Origin of the sequence: Niallia nealsonii (assembly GCF_002835805.1) — a bacterium.
GTDB lineage: Bacteria > Bacillota > Bacilli > Bacillales > Cytobacillaceae > Niallia > Niallia nealsonii.
Window position 1 is genome coordinate 1 of sequence record NZ_PISE01000012.1, and the last position, 18,206, is coordinate 18,206.

The window sequence follows — 18,206 nt, forward strand, 5'->3', positions numbered from 1 at the left end:
GAGTAGGACGTCGCCAGGCGAATAAAAGAAAAAAGATATCCATTCGGGTATCTTTTTTTGCATTTCATCGGAATAAAAATTATAAAATGTTAATAAATTGTTAGTTAGACAAAGGAAAAGAAAGTCGCTCCCTCGAAATTTTATAAACTCATAAAATTAAGAAAGTATAAATGAAATACCTTCTTACTTGAAAAGTTAGAAAAATCAGACTATATTTAATGTAACCTAAAAACTCCCCCTTTAGAATTTTCAACACATATAAATAAATGTTCACGTTTGGAAAGGAAAGAAATTGGGAAAATTAATAAAACGTCAACGTTGCGATAAAACGGTTGTTTCATGTATAATTATAGTCAAATATAGTCAAAGTCAGAAGGGGGAGGCTTGGTGAAGAATATTTCGGATATAATTGAGAACTATTTAAAGGAAGTTTTAAAAATGAGTGAAAAGTCACTTGTTGAAATAAAACGAAGCGAAGTCGCCGACAAGTTCGAATGTGTACCCTCCCAAATTAATTATGTTATAAATACAAGGTTTACGATAGAAAAGGGCTACGTAGTAGAAAGTAAACGTGGCGGCGGAGGATTTATTCGAATCATGAAAGTTCAGTCTCATGATTATGCCCATTTAATTGATCAATTACTATCCCTTATACAAACACGAATTCCTCAAAGCAGCGCAGAGGATGTTATTTATCGTCTGGTGGAAGAAAAAGTGATTAATGATAGAGAAGCAAAAATAATGCTTAGTGTAATTGATCGCTCTGTCTTATATCTTGATTTACCCTATAGAGATGAACTAAGAGCAAGGATATTAAAGGCAATGTTAACTACATTAAAATATAAATAAACGCAGTAGTTTTGAGGTGGTAAAATGCTTTGTTCTGAATGTAATCAAAGACCGGCAACACTACATTATTCGAAGATTATTAATGGAACAAAAACTGAATTTCATCTTTGTGAACAATGTGCAGCTGAAAAAGGCGAATTGTTCATGCTCAATGGGTCTTCAGGTTTTTCGTTCAATAGTTTATTAGCAAATTTGCTAAATATTGAACCAAGTTTCCAACAAATTAAACAAAATCCTTATAAAAAGGAAGATGTTCTCCAATGCAAAGAGTGTTCTATGACATTTTCTCAATTTTTAGAAGTTGGCAGGTTTGGATGTCCTAGTTGCTATGAAACATTCAAGGAACAACTTCAGCCAGTACTTAAAAGGCTTCATGGTGGAAATATTGAGCATAAAGGTAAAGTTCCTGAAAGAATAGGAGGCCATATATTAATTAAAAAAGATATTGGCAAATTAAAAGAGGACCTTAAAGAACTTATTAATAAAGAGGAATTTGAAAAAGCAGCAGAAGTTCGTGATGAGATTAGAAGAAAGGAAAAGCAACTTTTAGCTTTTCATGAGGGAGGAGAGTAAAGGGTGTCTGTAGAAAACTTTATAAATAAGGCAAAAACATCCTGGATGTGTTCAGAGGGCCCTGATTCTGACATTGTCTTAACCTCTCGTATTAGACTAGCAAGAAATATAAAAAAAATTCAATTTCCTACTATATTTTCTAAGGAAGATGCTTCTGAAATTATAGAAATATTGAACAAAAGACTTCAAAATCAGGAAACCTTGGAACTAGAAAAATTAGAATTACTAAAAATGGATAATCTTCAACAGCTAGAAAAACGAGTACTTGTCGAAAAGCACTTAATTAGTCCCCAATTGGTAGAATCAGAACAGAGTGCCTGTATAATTTCAGAAAACGAAGAGATAAGCATAATGTTAAATGAAGAAGATCATATTCGAATTCAGTGTATTAAACCAGGATTGCAGTTGTTGGAAGCTTTAAACCTAGCAGATAAAATTGATGACTGGTTAGAACAGGAGATTGATTATGCTTATCATTTGGAAATGGGTTATCTAACAAGCTGTCCTACTAATATTGGTACGGGTCTAAGAGCTTCTGTTATGCTTCATTTGCCAGGAATGGTGTTAACACAACAAATGAAACGAATAATACCTGCTATTAACCATTTAGGTCTAGTTGTTAGAGGAATGTATGGAGAAGGCAGTGAAGCTCAAGGGAATATTTTTCAGATATCCAATCAAATCACATTAGGAAAATCAGAAAAGGATATTGTAGAAGAATTAATAAGTGTTGTCCATCAATTAATTGAACAGGAAAAAAAAGCAAGAAAGGTATTAGTAGAATCTTCAAACATAGAATTAGAAGACAGGATTTATCGATCCTATGGAACATTGTGCCATAGTAGAATAATTGAAACAAAGGAAGCGGCACAATGCCTATCAGATGTCCGTTTAGGTATAGATATGGAATATATTAAAAACATTTCTAAAAACATTTTAAATGAACTTTTAATTTTAACACAGCCAGGTTTTTTACAGCTTTATGCAGGAGAGCAAATGACTCCTAATGAACGTGACATTCGTCGCGCTACTCTAATCAGAGAAAGACTTCAAATGGAAGTAAAATAAATAAAAGGAATAGGGAGGATGAAAGCATGATGTTTGGTCGATTTACAGAAAGAGCGCAAAAAGTACTGGCTTTATCACAAGAAGAGGCAATTCGATTAGGACATAATAATATTGGTACAGAGCATATTTTACTTGGTTTAGTGCGTGAAGGTGAAGGGATAGCTGCTAAAGCTTTATTAGCGCTAGGGCTAGGACCAGAAAAGATCCAAGAAGAAGTAGAAAATCTAATTGGGCGTGGGCAGGATGCTTCCCAAACTATTCATTATACGCCACGAGCTAAAAAGGTAATTGAACTATCTATGGATGAGGCAAGGAAATTAGGTCATTCCTATGTCGGCACAGAGCATATTTTATTAGGGCTCATCCGTGAAGGTGAAGGAGTTGCAGCTAGAGTATTAAATAATCTAGGAGTCAGTCTTAATAAAGCTCGACAACAAGTGCTTCAATTATTGGGAAGCAGTGAATCTAGTAGTCATCAAGGTGGATCAGCGGCTAGTGCAAATACGCCTACATTAGATAGCTTAGCTAGAGATTTAACTGCAATTGCTAGAGAAGGAAGCTTAGATCCTGTCATCGGAAGAAGCAAAGAAATACAACGTGTAATTGAAGTGCTAAGTAGAAGAACAAAAAACAATCCAGTGTTAATAGGGGAACCAGGGGTTGGTAAAACTGCTATTGCAGAAGGATTAGCACAACAAATTGTTCAAAATGAAGTGCCGGAAATTTTACGAGATAAAAGGGTAATGACATTAGATATGGGAACGGTTGTTGCTGGAACAAAATATCGTGGTGAATTTGAAGATCGTTTGAAAAAGGTAATGGATGAAATTCGCCAAGCAGGAAATATTATCTTGTTTATCGATGAGTTGCACACTTTAATCGGTGCAGGTGGTGCAGAAGGAGCAATCGATGCATCTAATATATTGAAACCTTCTTTAGCAAGGGGAGAGTTGCAATGTATTGGAGCGACAACATTAGATGAATATAGAAAATATATTGAAAAAGATGCTGCACTAGAAAGACGTTTTCAACCTATTACAGTGGATGAACCGACAGCGGAGGAATCTGTACAAATTCTTAAAGGGCTGCGAGATCGTTATGAAGCACATCACCGCGTATCCATTACAGATGAGGCAATTGAAGCTGCGGTGAAATTATCAGATCGTTATATCTCAGACCGTTTCTTACCGGATAAAGCAATTGATTTAATAGATGAGGCAGGTTCGAAGGTGCGATTAAGATCTTATACAACTCCTCCGAACTTAAAAGAACTAGAAGTGAAACTAGAAGAAGTACGAAAAGAAAAGGATGCTTCTGTTCAAAGTCAAGAATTTGAAAAGGCTGCATCTTTACGTGATACAGAGCAAAGATTAAGAGAACAGCTAGAAGAAACGAAAAAGAATTGGAAAGAGAAGCAGGGTCAAGAAAATTCAGAAGTTACAGTGGAAGATATTGCAAGTGTGGTAGCTAGCTGGACTGGTATACCTGTTTCAAAACTAGCTCAAACAGAAACAGACAAATTGCTTAACATGGAATCCATTCTTCATAATCGTGTTATTGGGCAAGAAGAAGCGGTTATTGCAATTTCAAAAGCCGTTAGACGTGCAAGGGCGGGATTAAAAGATCCTAAACGTCCAATTGGCTCCTTTATTTTCCTAGGACCTACAGGTGTAGGAAAAACTGAACTTGCTAGAGCGCTGGCTGAATCCATGTTTGGTGACGAAGATGCAATGATTCGCATTGACATGTCAGAATATATGGAAAAGCATTCGACTTCTAGACTTGTAGGTTCGCCTCCAGGGTATGTAGGGTATGAAGAAGGTGGACAGCTGACAGAAAAGGTTAGAAGAAAGCCATATTCTGTTGTTTTATTAGATGAAATTGAAAAAGCACATCCAGATGTTTTTAATATACTATTGCAAGTATTAGAGGATGGTCGTTTAACAGATTCTAAAGGAAGAACAGTTGATTTTCGAAATACAGTTTTAATTATGACTTCTAACGTTGGTGCATCTGCATTAAAACGCAATAAATACGTAGGCTTTAATATCCAAGATGGAGAAGCTGATTACAAAGATATGAAGGGTAAAGTAATGGAAGAATTAAAAAGAGCATTCCGCCCAGAGTTTTTAAATCGTATCGATGAAATCATCGTTTTCCATTCTTTAGTGAAAAAACATTTAAAAGAAATTGTTACATTAATGGCAGATCAGTTAGTAAAAAGGTTGGCAGAACAGGATATACGTTTAACTATTACAGAGGCTGCAAAAGAAAAAATTGCTGATGAAGGTTATGATCCGGAATATGGGGCAAGACCACTTCGTAGAGCGATTCAAAAACATATTGAAGATCGTTTGTCAGAAGAATTGTTAAAAGGAACTGTTTTAACTGGACAAAATATTGACTTAGATATAGAAGATGGTGCCTTTGTTGTAAAGGTTAAAGAAATAAATGAGCCAACACCTAATCTGCAGAAATAATAAGGAAGTAAAAATAAAATGGGCACACGTGTTACTATTATACGTGTGCTATTTTTTTTAGAGTATAAAAGCAAGGAGGAAATGAGGAAAAATGGCGAAGCGCAAAACAAAATTTCTTTGTCAAGAATGTGGCTATGAATCAGCCAAATGGATGGGGAGGTGTCCTGGATGTGGCAATTGGAATACAATGGTCGAAGAAGTAGAGAAAAGCCAATCGCAGCGAAAAGGAGCCTTCGCTCATACTCAAAGTTCTACTATTCTTGCCAAGCCTATTCCTATTACAAGTATAGAAACTGTAAATGAACCAAGAGTTTTAACCGATCTTGGAGAGCTTAATCGCGTATTAGGCGGTGGAGTAGTGCAAGGTTCGCTTGTATTAATTGGTGGAGATCCTGGAATAGGAAAATCTACTCTGCTTCTTCAAGTATCATCTCAATTGGCAAATAAAAAACATAATGTTTTATATGTATCTGGAGAAGAGTCACAAAAACAAACTAAATTAAGAGCGGATCGATTAGGTGTTACTACAGAACATCTTCTCGTATATTCTGAAACAAATTTAGAGGAAATAAGCAAAACAATTGAAAATTCAAATGTTCAATTTGTAGTAATAGATTCTATTCAGACAATCTATCATCCTGAGGTAACCTCAGCACCAGGAAGTGTTTCCCAAGTAAGGGAATGTACAGCAGAGTTAATGAGAATTGGCAAAACAAAAGGGATTGCAATCTTTATTGTGGGACATGTTACAAAAGAAGGTTCCATTGCAGGACCAAGACTGTTAGAGCATATGGTAGATACGGTTTTGTATTTTGAGGGAGAAAGACATCATACATATCGAATATTAAGAGCTGTAAAAAATCGTTTTGGTTCTACAAATGAAATGGGAATTTTTGAAATGAAGGAATTTGGATTAGAGGAAGTCGAGAATCCTTCTGAGATATTTTTAGAAGAGCGATCCCAGGGGGCCGCTGGATCAACGGTTGTTGCTTCTATGGAAGGGACTCGTCCTGTACTAGTAGAGATACAAGCACTTATTTCACCAACAAGTTTCGGAAATCCTAGGAGAATGGCTACTGGCATTGATCATAACAGAGTTCCATTATTAATGGCAGTTTTGGAAAAGAGAGTGGGGTTATTGTTGCAAAACCAAGATGCATATTTAAAGGTAGCTGGAGGAGTAAAGTTGGATGAGCCAGCAATTGATTTAGCCATTGCGGTGAGCATTGCATCAAGTTTTAGAGATAAGCCAACAAAAGCAACCGATTGTATAATTGGTGAAGTGGGATTAACAGGTGAAGTAAGAAGAGTATCTAGAATAGAGCAAAGGGTACAAGAAGCAGTAAAATTGGGCTTCGAGCGAGTTATCCTTCCGTCTAATAACTTAAGTGGCTTAAAGGCGCCGAGTGGAGTAAAACTTATAGGAGTGAACTCTGTAGGAGAGGCATTAAAAGTAGCATTAGAAGATTAATAAAAGGATAATAGCAATAATTTTTGTGAAGAATAATTTTGGAAAAATGAAAAAATAAATTGATGCTAAGTGGCATGTATGTTAAAATGTACTGTTTATATTTGACATTTTATTGTTAATAATGCTACGCTAAATTTATTCTTAAAGATAATATGTAATAATTAACGAAAATAACTTTTTCATTACAAATGAACAAATTCTCTGTAATAACAGGTTTTAAATTCTAGAATTTGTTTATAATGTGAAAGAGGAGGTGAAAGTATTGTTAAAACGCATTGTTCAAGCTGGTTTCATAATTATTGGAGGAACGCTTGGAATATTTTTTATTCCGGATTTATTGAAATCATTGACATTCGAATCGAATCTTATAAATAATCCTTATGTTTCTGCAATACTTGGTGCCATTATTTTTTATCTTATAATATTTTGGGCGGTTGACTATGTTGTTAATTTTGTTAAGTTAATGGAAGAATCTCTTGTAAGGGCTCCAATAACTGACATTATATTTGGAAGTGTAGGATTAGCATTTGGTCTTATATTAGCTTTTTTAATAGGGTACGCATTAACAGCTATAAAAGTACCAATTCTTAATACAATTGCACCCATACTATTAACGTTACTTTTTGGTTATTTAGGTTTTCAAGTTGGTTTCAAGAAACGAGATGAATTATTAACGCTTTTTACCGCTAAAAAGAAAAAAGGCACGGAAGAAGATGCTCCTAAAACGGAAAAAAATAATTTAAAAATCCTTGATACTAGTGTTATTATTGATGGAAGAATCGCTGATATATGCCAAACAGGGTTTTTAGAAGGGACAATTGTTATTCCCCAATTTGTGTTGGGTGAATTGCAGCATATTGCGGATTCCTCAGATGCTTTAAAACGTAATCGAGGAAGAAGAGGATTGGATATTCTTAATCGCATTCAAAAAGAATTGGCCATTAAGGTCGAAATCTATGAAGGAGATTTTGAGGATATTCAAGAAGTAGACAGCAAACTTGTTAAACTGGCCAAGTTGACAAATGGTGTTGTTGTAACAAATGATTTTAACTTAAACAAGGTTTGTGAACTTCAGAAGGTTTCTGTATTAAATATCAATGATTTAGCAAATGCAGTAAAGCCAGTAGTTCTTCCAGGTGAAGAAATGAAGATTCAGATTATTAAAGATGGAAAAGAACATAATCAAGGAATTGCTTATTTAGATGATGGAACAATGATTGTAGTAGAAGAAGGCCGCAATTATATTGGTAAACATATTGATGTACTTGTTACTAGTGTGTTGCAAACATCTGCAGGAAGAATGATATTTGCAAAACCTAAATTATTAGAAAAAGCATTGTAGGAATAGGAGATTGTTTTATGACTTATGAAGTCATTATACCAGCAGCAGGACAAGGGAAAAGAATGCAGGCGGGAAAAAATAAGTTGTTTCTGACAATAGATGAGGCGCCTATTTTCATTCATACATTAAAGGTTTTTGAGCAGGATTCCAACTGTAGCCGTATTTGGCTAGTGATAAATCCTGAAGAAAAACAGCAAATGCAGGAATGGATAGCTAACTTTGATATCCAAAAAATTGCTGGTCTTGTTGCTGGAGGAATAGAAAGACAATATAGCATTTATAATGCAATAAAATTGCTAGGAAACAGCGCTATAGTATTAGTACATGATGCGGCTAGACCTTTTATTAATGAAAATCAAATAAAACAATTAACAGAAGTTGCAAAAGAAAACGGTGCAGCTGTCTTAGCTGTTCCTATAAAGGATACGGTGAAAAAAGTTTCTGGTGATATAGTAGATGAGACAGTTGACCGTTCAAGCTTGTGGGCTATTCAAACCCCACAAGCTTTTCGTATTTCCATCTTAAAGGAAGCGTATGAGCAAGCATTTAAAGATAGTTTTCTTGGTACGGATGACGCAAGTTTAGTGGAACGTCTTGGGAAAGAAGTGAAAATTGTATTGGGGGATTATGATAATATTAAGTTAACAACCCCAGAGGACTTATATTTTGCAGAGGCCATTATACAAAAAAAGAAAAAAGTTAATGAAAAGGAGTAAACTAGATGTTTCGAATAGGACAAGGTTTTGATGTGCATCAGCTTGTGGAGGGAAGACCACTTATTATAGGAGGAATAGAAATCCCTTTTGAAAAAGGACTATTAGGTCACTCTGATGCAGATGTACTTTTACATACAATAGCGGATGCCTGCCTTGGTGCAATAGGCGAGGGTGATATTGGGAAACATTTCCCAGATACAGATGAGGCATTCAAAGATGCAGATTCTGCCAAATTGCTGGAACGTGTTTGGGAAATAGTAAAGTCAAAAGGCTATGAACTGGTAAATGCGGATTGTACAATTATGGCGCAAATGCCTAAAATGGCTCCTCATATAACGAGTATGCAGGAAAAAATCGCATCTTTATTAGAAACAGAAAAAAGTAATGTAAATGTGAAAGCAACTACAACAGAAAAATTAGGATTTACTGGAAGAGGAGAAGGAATTGCTTCACAAGCAGTTGTTCTATTGCAGAAAAAAGTAAGATAAACACTCTTTTAAAGAAAAAAATGTAATGATAGAATAGATTAGGTGAAAATTCAATGATTGAAATCGAGGAGGCAATAGCATGACCAACGAAATCCGTGTTCGTTATGCCCCAAGTCCAACGGGACATCTGCATATTGGGAATGCACGTACTGCACTATTTAATTATTTATTTGCAAGAAATAAAGGCGGAAAATTTATTATCCGCATTGAAGATACAGACAAAAAAAGAAATATTGAAGGTGGAGAAGAAAGTCAATTAAAATATCTAAAATGGCTTGGAATGGATTGGGATGAAAGTGTAGATGTAGGCGGTGAATATGGCCCATATAGACAATCAGAACGCACTGATATTTACAAAAAATACTATACAGAGCTATTAGAAAAAGAACTTGCCTATAAATGCTATTGTACAGAAGAAGAAATAGAAGCTGAGCGAGAAGAGCAGCTGAAAAACAATGAAACTCCCAAATACTCAGGTAAATGCCGTCACCTGACTAAAGAAGAACAAGAAAAACTTGAAGCAGAAGGAAGGAAACCAAGCATTCGCATAAAGGTTCCTGAAAATGTGGTATATGAATTTGAAGATATGGTAAAAGGTTCCGTTTCTTTTGATGCCGAAACAATTGGTGATTATGTAATGATTAAAAAGGATGGCACTCCAACATATAATTTTGCTGTGGCAATTGATGATCACCTAATGAAAATCTCTCATGTACTAAGAGGTGATGATCATATTACCAATACACCGAAACAGTTAATGGTATATGATGCATTTGGTTGGGAAAGACCGATTTTTGGACATATGACATTAATTGTGAATGAAAATAGAAAAAAATTAAGCAAACGAGATGAGTCCATTATTCAATTTATTGAACAATATGAAGAGTTGGGCTACTTGCCGGATGCATTATTTAACTTTATAACATTATTAGGATGGTCTCCAGAAGGGGAAGATGAGCTTTTCTCTAAGGATGAATTTATTAATATTTTTGATGCCACTCGTCTATCGAAATCTCCTGCGTTGTTTGATCAACAAAAATTAGCATGGATGAATAACCAATACATTAAAAAAGCTGAATTAAGCAAAGTAGTAGAATTGGCAACTCCACATTTAGTGAACGCCGATTTATTAAGTAAACAGCCGACAGAAGAAGAAAAAAATTGGGTTGAAAGCCTAATTGACCTTTATCAAGACCAAATGAGTTATGGGGCAGAGATTGTTAAACTTTCTACATTGTTTTTCAGTGATGAAATCAGCTACGAAGGGGAAGCAGCTGAAGTATTGGCGGGAGAACAAGTTCCGGCAGTGATTCGATCATTTAGAGAAGAGTTGCTGAACATGGATGAGTGGAATGCTGATAATATTAAAGCAGCTATAAAAAGAGTTCAAAAAGCAACAGGCCAAAAAGGAAAAAATTTATTTATGCCTATTCGTGTTGCGGCTACAGGCCAAACACATGGTCCGGATTTGCCAAAGGCTATTGCATTATTAGGACAAGCTAAAATAGAAAAAAGATTATTATCGATTATAGGTTAACAGATTATAAAAAATGTAATATAGTAATAAAAAGAATGATGTAAAACGTAGAAGAGGAAAAGTAAAAAAAGGAAGCATACTAGAGAGAATCACCACTGGCTGAAAGTGATTTATGCCGCTCCTTTTTTGAAGTGCCCCTCTGAGTCCGATATCGAACAGCTCTTTTTTTCGAAAGGGAGATGCAAAGGGAAAAAGTCGTTAATAGTTGACTGCTTCCATGTGCTTTTTAGTAGATTAGGCGGAACCTATCCGTTAACAAGGAAGAGTGGAGATTATTTAGCAATTAATAATCTAAACAGAGTGGAACCGCGCGTTAAAAGCGTCTCTGTCTTTTAGACAGAGACGCTTTTTTTATATGTTAAAGCTCATTGTTGATTTTGACACTGTATTGATCGGAGCGAACGCCTCTCGCTGCAATCAACAAGCAAGTTTAACAGAGCCATTATTAAAAAAACAAGGATTACATGTTTTTGCATTTATTTTCACTAGGTAAAACAATAACAATAAAAAATAAAGAGAAGTTAAAAGGAAAGTAGTGTTTGTGGGGAGGGGTACAATGTTTCGACGTATAAAAGAAGATATATCTGTTGTATTTGAACAAGATCCAGCTGCAAGAAGCTCTTTAGAAGTTATTCTCACCTATTCTGGTTTACATGCAATTTGGTATCACAGAATAGCGCATGCTTTCTACAAACGTAAATTCTTTTTTTTAGCGCGAGTTATTTCACAATTTAGTCGATTTATGACAGGGGTCGAAATTCATCCTGGAGCAAAAATTGGAAACCGTCTTTTTATAGATCATGGCATGGGAATTGTAATTGGAGAAACTTGTGAAATTGGAAATAATGTTACGATATATCAGGGGGTAACATTAGGGGGTACGGGTAAAGAAAAAGGAAAGCGTCATCCTACAGTTAGAGATAATGCCCTTATCGCAACAGGCGCTAAAGTTTTAGGATCTATAGAAATTGGAGAAAATGCTAAAATAGGTGCTGGTTCGGTTGTGCTAAAAGATGTGCCTCCAAATTCTACGGTTGTTGGTATACCTGGAAGAGTGAAGGTGCAAGATGGTGTTAAAATAGATAAAGATTTAAATCATTGTGACCTGCCGGATCCATTATCAGATCGTATAAAAGAGATGGAAGCTGAAATGTTAACATTAAAACAGCAACTAATGGAGATACAGGAAGAAAGGAGCTATAAATAATGGCTATACAAATTTATAATACATTAACAAGATCGAAGGAAGATTTTAACCCACTAGAAGAGGGTAAAGTGAAAATGTATGTATGCGGTCCAACTGTATATAACTATATTCATATTGGGAACGCAAGACCAGCTCTTGTTTTTGATACGGTTAGACGCTATTTAGAATATCGCGGCTACGATGTTCAATACGTTTCTAATTTTACGGATGTGGACGATAAGTTAATTAAAGCAGCAAATGAGTTAGGAGAAGAAGTTCCTGTCATTGCGGATCGTTTTATACAGGCATATTTTGAGGATGTGGAGGCGTTGGGCTGCAAAAGAGCAACAATCCATCCTCGTGTGACGGAAAATATGGATATTATTATTGATTTTATTGAGGCGTTAGTGGAGAATGGCTTTGCATATGAATCTAATGGCGATGTCTATTATCATACAAGAAGTTTTGACACATATGGGAAATTGTCTCATCAATCTATTGATGAATTACGTTCTGGTGCAAGAATAGCGATAGGAGAGAAAAAACAAGACTCCTTAGATTTTGCTTTATGGAAAAATGCAAAAGAGGGAGAAATCTCTTGGGAGAGTCCATGGGGAAAAGGCCGTCCGGGATGGCATATTGAATGCTCTGCTATGGTAAAAAAATATTTAGGTGATACCATTGATATCCATGCAGGTGGTCAGGATCTGACATTTCCGCATCATGAAAATGAAATTGCACAATCTGAAGCACTGACAGGCAAAACTTTTGCTCGTTATTGGATGCATAATGGATATATTAATATAGATAATGAGAAAATGTCTAAGTCTCTTGGGAATTTTATAACAGTGAATGATATTTTAAAAATTCATGACCCGCAAGTACTTAGATTCTTTATGTTATCTGTTCACTATCGAAATCCTATTAATTATAGTGAAGAAGTGTTAGAGAATACTCGTGCTGGTCTTGAAAGAATTAGAACTTCCTATGAGAATCTACAGCATAGAATAGCTTCTAGCACTGATTTAACTGATACAAATGATAATTGGTTAGGGAAAGTCACGGAGCTTCATGAACAATTTGTAACAGATATGGACGACGATTTTAATACAGCTAATGGCATTTCTGTATTATTCGAATTATCAAAACAAGCAAATTATTACTTGCTTGAAAAAACAACATCAGCAGCTGTTATTCGTGCATTTTTGAAAGAATTTGAAGAATTGTTTGGTGTATTAGGCTTGTCTTTATCAATAAAAAAAGAGTTGCTTGATGATGAGATTGAAGCATTAATTGAAAAAAGAACTCAAGCAAGAAAGGCCCGCAATTTTCAATTAGCTGATGAAATAAGAGATCAATTAAAAGTGATGAATATTATTTTAGAAGATACAGCACAAGGTATCCGTTGGAAGAGAGGATAAAGCATGATCCTCTATGAAAAGAGAGTAGATGAAAAACAGTTGAACAGCTTAGCCCTTGCCTATATGGGCGATGCTGTTCTTGAAATATATGTAAGAAGGCATTTGTTGTATAATGGGAAGGTAAAACCTAATTTGCTTCATAGAGAGGCAACAAAATATGTATCTGCAAAAGGGCAGGCAAAAGTTGTTCATCAGCTGATGGCGGATGAATTTTTTACGGAAGAAGAATATGCTGTACTAAAACGTGGAAGAAATGCAAAGTCTGGATCTATTCCTAAAAATACAGATGTGCAGACATATCGTTACAGTACTGGATTTGAATCGGTTTTAGGATATTTATATTTAGCTAATAGGGAAGAGCGGCTTGAAGAAATTATTAAAGCGGCTTTATCTATCATTGAAAACAGTTGGAGGAGCAAACAGTGAGTAGTGATTATATTGTAGGAAAAAACGCTGTGATAGAGGCATTAAAGTCAGAGCGAGATGTAAATAAGATCTTAATTGCAGAAGGGTCGCAAAAGGGGCAAATGCAGACAGTGATTGCATTGGCTAAGAATGCGAATGTTCTTGTGCAATTTGTACCAAAAAAGAAATTAGAAAGTCTTGTGGATGCTAATCATCAAGGAGTTGTAGCACAAGTTGCAGCTTATCAATATAGCGAGATAGATGACTTGTTTAAATCAGCAGAGAAAAAAAACGAAGCGCCATTTTTTCTTTTGTTGGATGAAATAGAAGATCCCCATAATTTAGGGTCTATTATGAGGACAGCAGATGCTGTTGGAGCTCATGGGATTATTATTCCCCGAAGAAGAGCGGTGGGTTTGACTGCTACAGTTGCGAAGGCTTCTACAGGAGCTATCGAGTATATCCCTGTAGTAAGGGTGACGAATATGGCTAGAACAATTGATGAATTAAAAGAGAGAGGAATTTGGATTGCAGGAACGGATGCATCAGGAAGTGAAGATTATCGCAAATTTGATGGCACAATGCCTTTAGGTTTAGTAATTGGCAGTGAAGGAAAAGGGATGGGAAGATTAATTCGTGAGAAATGCGATTTTCTTATAAATTTGCCGATGGCAGGTTCTGTTACGTCTTTAAATGCTTCAGTTGCAGCAGCAATTTTAATGTATGAGGTATATCGGAAACGTTATCCAATTGAGGGATGATAATGGATATTCTAATTGTCGACGGTTATAACATAATTGGTGCTTGGTCTGATCTGAATAAACTGAAAGTAAGTGATTTATCCGCTGCCAGAGACAGCTTAGTCGAAAAAATGGCAGAATATCAAGCATATTCTGGCTACCGTGTTATTGTGGTATTTGACGCTTATTATGTCAGAGGAACAGAGACAAAGTATAAAAATTACAAGGTGGAAGTAATTTTTACAAGAGAAAATGAAACCGCAGATGAAAGAATAGAAAAATTAGCTCAAGAACTAAATAATCGGGTAACACAAGTTCATGTAGCAACATCGGATTTTACGGAGCAATGGGCTATTTTTGGACAAGGCGCTTTAAGAATATCTGCTAGAGAACTTCAGTTGGAAATGGAAAACATAGAAGTCAACATCGAGAAAAAAGTGAAAAAAATCAAAGAAAAAAAACCTGTAGCTAAGATACCGCTAACAAAAGAAATGGAAGAAATATTCGAAAAATGGCGCCGTGGAGAGAAATGAGCAGTTGACGCTAAAAAAAAGCCTACTGTATAATGGTTTTATCCATGAATGCACAGTCGGGGGGATCTGAATGAGTGCTGACAACTGGTCTAAAAGTAACGAAAGTGTTGACAAATATTTAGAACTTGAAGATGAAGTAATTGTTGAATTAGTGCATAAAGGTGAAAGTGATGCATTAGATTATCTTATTCATAAATACCGTAACTTTGTACGTGCCAAAGCCAGATCCTATTTCCTAATTGGTGCAGATAAGGAAGATATTGTACAAGAAGGCATGATTGGTCTGTATAAAGCAATTCGTGATTTTAAAGAGGACAAGCTTTCTTCTTTTAAGGCATTTGCTGAGTTATGTATAACTAGGCAAATTATTACAGCAATCAAAACAGCAACAAGACAAAAGCATATTCCTTTGAATTCATATGTCTCTCTTGATAAACCAATTTACGATGAGGAATCTGATCGCACCTTAATGGATATTATTTCTGGAGCAAAGGTTTTAGATCCAGAAGAGCTTATTATTAATCAAGAAGAATTTGATCACATTGAAATAAAGATGTCGGAGTTATTGAGTGATTTAGAAAGAAAAGTTTTAGCTTTATACTTAGATGGACAATCGTATCAAGAAATTTCAGAAGAGCTTAATAGACATGTTAAATCAATCGATAATGCGCTTCAAAGAGTAAAAAGAAAACTAGAAAGATATTTAGAAATTAGAGAGTTTTCTCTTTAAACTCTTTAATTATTTTAGAAAACTATTTTCTATATTGGGTTATATTGACATCGATACATGTCCATGGTACAGTTTGGTAAAGATAAAAAGGACGTAGTAGGTGCTGGGTATGAGAAAGAAAGTAGTTTTGGCATGTGAAAAATGCGGCTCAAGAAATTATTCTACAATGAGCAATAATGGAGCAGAACGTTTAGAAGTTAAAAAGTTTTGCCAAAAATGTAATGCCCATACTGTTCATAAAGAAACAAAATGATTGGTATTATTAGTTGATGATAGGATACCCGTTTTAAATATGGAGGTAACGAAATGCAACGCACTGTTAACTTTTTTCAAGAAGTAGGCAGAGAGTTAAGGAAAGTTAGTTGGCCAAAAAGAAAAGAACTGACTAACTATACCATTACTGTTATTGTAACAGTCACATTCTTTGCTCTCTTCTTCGCACTTGTTGATCTGGGAATTTCTGAACTAATTCGTTTAATACTTGAATAACTGTTATTAACTCATGGTATAATGGTAAAACGATAACAAACATCTACAAAGCCCGGTAACGGGTTTTTTCATTGCTTTAAAATAAAAAGTGGTCGATATTGATAAACGTAAAGTTCGTTATATATAGACCAAATAAACTGTTTTCATTGAAGGAAAACCTTTGATGGGGATATTATTTGCAATATATTTATTAATACGTGCGGGGAGGGAAGGACGAAACAGTCCTCTTTTATGGAAAAAAATTGGTATGTGGTGCATACGTACTCTGGATATGAAAATAAAGTAAAAGCAAACTTAGAAAAACGGGTAGAAACAATGGCGATGCAAGATAAGATCTTTCGCGTTGTAGTACCTGAAGAAGAAGAAACAGATATTAGAAATGGAAAAACAAAGGTAGTAAAAAGAAAAGTATTCCCAGGTTATGTTTTGGTTGAAATTATCATGACAGATGACTCTTGGTATGTTGTTCGAAACACCCCAGGAGTAACTGGTTTTGTTGGCTCAGCTGGATCTGGATCTAAACCAACTCCGCTTCTTCCAGAAGAAGTAGAAGTTATCTTGAAAAGAATGGGCGTTGAAGAACAGCGTGTGGAGATTGAGTTTGAATTGGGAGAAACAGTTAAAGTAACAGAAGGACCTTTTGCGAACTTTACAGGCAGTGTAGAAGAAATTGATAAAGATAAAGCAAAAGTAAAAGTATTAGTAAATATGTTCGGTCGAGATACCCCAGTAGAGCTTGATTTTACACAAATTGAAAAATTTTAACCTGAAAAACTTGAAATGAATGTGAAAAAGTGTTAAGATTTCAAAGGTCAGTATTTCTTATTAAAAGAGATGAGATATTGTCAAATTTCTTTATTCATATAAAGACGATCAGATGAGTGGGAGGGGTATCCCCCTATTACCACATCACGGACTTTAAGGAGGTGTGTCTCGTGGCTAAAAAAGTAATTAAAGTTGTTAAATTGCAAATTCCAGCAGCTAAAGCAAATCCGGCACCACCAGTTGGTCCAGCTTTGGGTCAAGCAGGTGTTAATATCATGGGATTCTGTAAGGAGTTTAATGCTCGTACAGCTGAACAAGCTGGTTTAATTATTCCTGTTGAAATTACGGTTTTTGAAGACCGTTCATTTACATTTATTACAAAAACTCCACCTGCTGCTGTTTTACTTAAAAAAGCGGCTGGGATTGAGTCAGGTTCTGGTGAACCAAACCGTAATAAAGTGGCAACTGTTAAGCGTGATAAAGTACGCGAGATTGCTGAAACGAAAATGCCTGATTTAAATGCAGCTAGCGTTGAAGCAGCTATGCGCATGGTTGAAGGTACTGCCCGCAGCATGGGTATTGTTATTGAAGACTAAACCGTTTTAAGGTTTATTGATTAAGGTTGCGACAACGAGTAATCAAAAGTCGCAACCTTAATTCGTGGGAGGTAATTCCGCTAAAACCACAATTCAAGGAGGAAATATCGTTATGGCTAAAAAAGGTAAGAAGTATTTAGAAGCTATCAAACTTGTTGATCGCACTAAAGCTTACTCAATTCAAGAAGCAGTAGAATTAGTTCAAAAAACAAGTACTGCAAAATTTGATGCATCAGTTGAAGTTGCTTTCCGTTTAGGAGTAGATCCTAAGAAAGCTGACCAACAAATTCGTGGAGCGGTTGTTCTTCCGCATGGTACTGGTAAAGTTCAACGTGTATTAGTATTTGCTAAAGGTGAAAAAATCAAAGAAGCAGAAGCTGCAGGTGCAGATTATGTTGGAGATGCTGAGTATATCAACAAAATCCAACAAGGTTGGTTTGACTTTGACGTAATCGTTGCAACTCCAGACATGATGGGTGAAGTTGGTAAACTTGGTCGCGTATTAGGACCTAAAGGTTTAATGCCAAACCCTAAAACTGGTACAGTAACTTTTGATGTTACAAAAGCAGTTAATGAAATTAAAGCAGGTAAAGTTGAATACCGTGTTGATAAAGCTGGAAACATCCATGTTCCAATCGGTAAAGTTTCATTCGAAGAAACTAAACTTGTTGAAAACTTCAAAACTATTTTTGAAACAATGCAAAAAGTTAAACCAGCAGCTGCAAAAGGAACTTACATGAAGAATGTTGCTGTAACTTCTACAATGGGTCCTGGGGTAAAAGTAGATCCTGCTACTGTTTAATATAAAAGTATTTGA

20 protein-coding genes and 1 other annotated feature are annotated in these 18,206 nt (G+C 35.5%); all 20 genes read left to right on the forward strand.

Annotated elements, in window-relative coordinates:
• The first annotated feature begins 387 nt into the window (after positions 1–387).
• The 20 genes from CWS01_RS05955 to rplA all read left to right on the forward strand — a co-directional run bounded on the left by CWS01_RS05955 (position 388) and on the right by rplA (position 18,191).
• Entirely contained in the window at positions 388–849 is a 462-nt protein-coding gene (locus CWS01_RS05955; RefSeq protein WP_101176282.1) for a CtsR family transcriptional regulator, read from the forward strand.
• A gap of 24 nt (positions 850–873) precedes the next feature.
• Positions 874–1,422: a UvrB/UvrC motif-containing protein gene (locus CWS01_RS05960; RefSeq protein WP_101176283.1), complete on the forward strand. Its 549-nt coding sequence runs from the start codon at positions 874–876 to the stop codon at positions 1,420–1,422.
• Between the two features lie 3 nt (positions 1,423–1,425).
• A complete protein-coding gene (locus tag CWS01_RS05965; protein WP_101176284.1) occupies positions 1,426–2,490 on the forward strand; it encodes a protein arginine kinase in 1,065 nt (354 codons plus the stop codon).
• Between the two features lie 26 nt (positions 2,491–2,516).
• Positions 2,517–4,970 carry an ATP-dependent protease ATP-binding subunit ClpC gene (clpC, locus tag CWS01_RS05970; protein ID WP_101176285.1) on the forward strand — a complete coding sequence of 818 codons (2,454 nt, stop codon included), beginning with the start codon at positions 2,517–2,519 and terminating at the stop codon, positions 4,968–4,970.
• 91 nt (positions 4,971–5,061) lie between these two features.
• Positions 5,062–6,441, forward strand: a complete 1,380-nt coding sequence (gene radA / locus CWS01_RS05975) for a DNA repair protein RadA (RefSeq protein ID WP_101176286.1) — start codon at positions 5,062–5,064, stop codon at positions 6,439–6,441.
• Between the two features lie 262 nt (positions 6,442–6,703).
• On the forward strand, positions 6,704–7,783 hold the full coding sequence (locus CWS01_RS05980; RefSeq protein ID WP_101176287.1) for a PIN/TRAM domain-containing protein: 1,080 nt from the start codon (positions 6,704–6,706) through the stop codon (positions 7,781–7,783).
• Between the two features lie 17 nt (positions 7,784–7,800).
• Positions 7,801–8,499, forward strand: a complete 699-nt coding sequence (ispD, locus tag CWS01_RS05985) for a 2-C-methyl-D-erythritol 4-phosphate cytidylyltransferase (protein WP_101176288.1) — start codon at positions 7,801–7,803, stop codon at positions 8,497–8,499.
• A gap of 5 nt (positions 8,500–8,504) precedes the next feature.
• On the forward strand, positions 8,505–8,987 hold the full coding sequence (gene ispF, locus CWS01_RS05990; protein ID WP_101176289.1) for a 2-C-methyl-D-erythritol 2,4-cyclodiphosphate synthase: 483 nt from the start codon (positions 8,505–8,507) through the stop codon (positions 8,985–8,987).
• Between the two features lie 79 nt (positions 8,988–9,066).
• Entirely contained in the window at positions 9,067–10,524 is a 1,458-nt protein-coding gene (gene gltX, locus CWS01_RS05995; RefSeq protein WP_101176290.1) for a glutamate--tRNA ligase, read from the forward strand.
• A gap of 39 nt (positions 10,525–10,563) precedes the next feature.
• Positions 10,564–10,854 (forward strand) — a binding site (T-box leader).
• A gap of 226 nt (positions 10,855–11,080) precedes the next feature.
• A complete protein-coding gene (gene cysE, locus CWS01_RS06000) occupies positions 11,081–11,731 on the forward strand; it encodes a serine O-acetyltransferase (protein ID WP_101176291.1) in 651 nt (216 codons plus the stop codon).
• Positions 11,731–13,131: a cysteine--tRNA ligase gene (cysS, locus tag CWS01_RS06005; protein WP_101176292.1), complete on the forward strand. Its 1,401-nt coding sequence runs from the start codon at positions 11,731–11,733 to the stop codon at positions 13,129–13,131. Before cysE ends, cysS begins: the two co-directional genes overlap by 1 nt.
• A 3-nt stretch (positions 13,132–13,134) precedes the next feature.
• Positions 13,135–13,557, forward strand: a complete 423-nt coding sequence (locus tag CWS01_RS06010) for a Mini-ribonuclease 3 (RefSeq protein ID WP_101176293.1) — start codon at positions 13,135–13,137, stop codon at positions 13,555–13,557.
• A complete protein-coding gene (gene rlmB / locus CWS01_RS06015) occupies positions 13,554–14,297 on the forward strand; it encodes a 23S rRNA (guanosine(2251)-2'-O)-methyltransferase RlmB (protein ID WP_101176294.1) in 744 nt (247 codons plus the stop codon). The genes CWS01_RS06010 and rlmB overlap by 4 nt, the downstream gene beginning before the upstream one ends.
• Before the next feature lie 2 nt (positions 14,298–14,299).
• On the forward strand, positions 14,300–14,809 hold the full coding sequence (locus CWS01_RS06020) for an NYN domain-containing protein (protein WP_101176295.1): 510 nt from the start codon (positions 14,300–14,302) through the stop codon (positions 14,807–14,809).
• 70 nt (positions 14,810–14,879) lie between these two features.
• The gene (gene sigH / locus CWS01_RS06025; protein ID WP_101176296.1) at positions 14,880–15,539 is read left to right on the forward strand and encodes an RNA polymerase sporulation sigma factor SigH; all 660 of its coding nucleotides are present in this window, start codon (positions 14,880–14,882) and stop codon (positions 15,537–15,539) included.
• Positions 15,540–15,648: 109 nt separating this feature from the next.
• Positions 15,649–15,792, forward strand: a complete 144-nt coding sequence (gene rpmG, locus CWS01_RS06030; RefSeq protein ID WP_101176297.1) for a 50S ribosomal protein L33 — start codon at positions 15,649–15,651, stop codon at positions 15,790–15,792.
• A gap of 53 nt (positions 15,793–15,845) precedes the next feature.
• Positions 15,846–16,028, forward strand: a complete 183-nt coding sequence (gene secE, locus CWS01_RS06035; protein WP_101176298.1) for a preprotein translocase subunit SecE — start codon at positions 15,846–15,848, stop codon at positions 16,026–16,028.
• Between the two features lie 231 nt (positions 16,029–16,259).
• Positions 16,260–16,793: a transcription termination/antitermination protein NusG gene (gene nusG / locus CWS01_RS06040; protein ID WP_101176299.1), complete on the forward strand. Its 534-nt coding sequence runs from the start codon at positions 16,260–16,262 to the stop codon at positions 16,791–16,793.
• Between the two features lie 170 nt (positions 16,794–16,963).
• Positions 16,964–17,389, forward strand: coding sequence for a 50S ribosomal protein L11 (gene rplK / locus CWS01_RS06045; RefSeq protein WP_141434103.1), 426 nt, complete (start codon positions 16,964–16,966; stop codon positions 17,387–17,389).
• A 112-nt stretch (positions 17,390–17,501) separates the two neighbouring features.
• Positions 17,502–18,191 carry a 50S ribosomal protein L1 gene (rplA, locus tag CWS01_RS06050; protein WP_101176301.1) on the forward strand — a complete coding sequence of 230 codons (690 nt, stop codon included), beginning with the start codon at positions 17,502–17,504 and terminating at the stop codon, positions 18,189–18,191.
• Positions 18,192–18,206 lie beyond the last annotated feature (15 nt).

What these genes read in the sequence shown, in the direction of transcription:
- CWS01_RS05960 (WP_101176283.1), top strand. Translation starts at nt 874, where the DNA reads ATGCTTTGTTCTGAATGTAATCAAAGACCGGCAACACTACATTATTCG.
- clpC (WP_101176285.1), top strand. Translation starts at nt 2,517, where the DNA reads ATGATGTTTGGTCGATTTACAGAAAGAGCGCAAAAAGTACTGGCTTTA.
- radA (WP_101176286.1), top strand. Translation starts at nt 5,062, where the DNA reads ATGGCGAAGCGCAAAACAAAATTTCTTTGTCAAGAATGTGGCTATGAA.
- ispD (WP_101176288.1), top strand. Translation starts at nt 7,801, where the DNA reads ATGACTTATGAAGTCATTATACCAGCAGCAGGACAAGGGAAAAGAATG.
- ispF (WP_101176289.1), top strand. Translation starts at nt 8,505, where the DNA reads ATGTTTCGAATAGGACAAGGTTTTGATGTGCATCAGCTTGTGGAGGGA.
- gltX (WP_101176290.1), top strand. Translation starts at nt 9,067, where the DNA reads ATGACCAACGAAATCCGTGTTCGTTATGCCCCAAGTCCAACGGGACAT.
- cysE (WP_101176291.1), top strand. Translation starts at nt 11,081, where the DNA reads ATGTTTCGACGTATAAAAGAAGATATATCTGTTGTATTTGAACAAGAT.
- cysS (WP_101176292.1), top strand. Translation starts at nt 11,731, where the DNA reads ATGGCTATACAAATTTATAATACATTAACAAGATCGAAGGAAGATTTT.
- CWS01_RS06010 (WP_101176293.1), top strand. Translation starts at nt 13,135, where the DNA reads ATGATCCTCTATGAAAAGAGAGTAGATGAAAAACAGTTGAACAGCTTA.
- CWS01_RS06020 (WP_101176295.1), top strand. Translation starts at nt 14,300, where the DNA reads ATGGATATTCTAATTGTCGACGGTTATAACATAATTGGTGCTTGGTCT.
- sigH (WP_101176296.1), top strand. Translation starts at nt 14,880, where the DNA reads ATGAGTGCTGACAACTGGTCTAAAAGTAACGAAAGTGTTGACAAATAT.
- rpmG (WP_101176297.1), top strand. Translation starts at nt 15,649, where the DNA reads ATGAGAAAGAAAGTAGTTTTGGCATGTGAAAAATGCGGCTCAAGAAAT.
- secE (WP_101176298.1), top strand. Translation starts at nt 15,846, where the DNA reads ATGCAACGCACTGTTAACTTTTTTCAAGAAGTAGGCAGAGAGTTAAGG.
- nusG (WP_101176299.1), top strand. Translation starts at nt 16,260, where the DNA reads ATGGAAAAAAATTGGTATGTGGTGCATACGTACTCTGGATATGAAAAT.
- rplA (WP_101176301.1), top strand. Translation starts at nt 17,502, where the DNA reads ATGGCTAAAAAAGGTAAGAAGTATTTAGAAGCTATCAAACTTGTTGAT.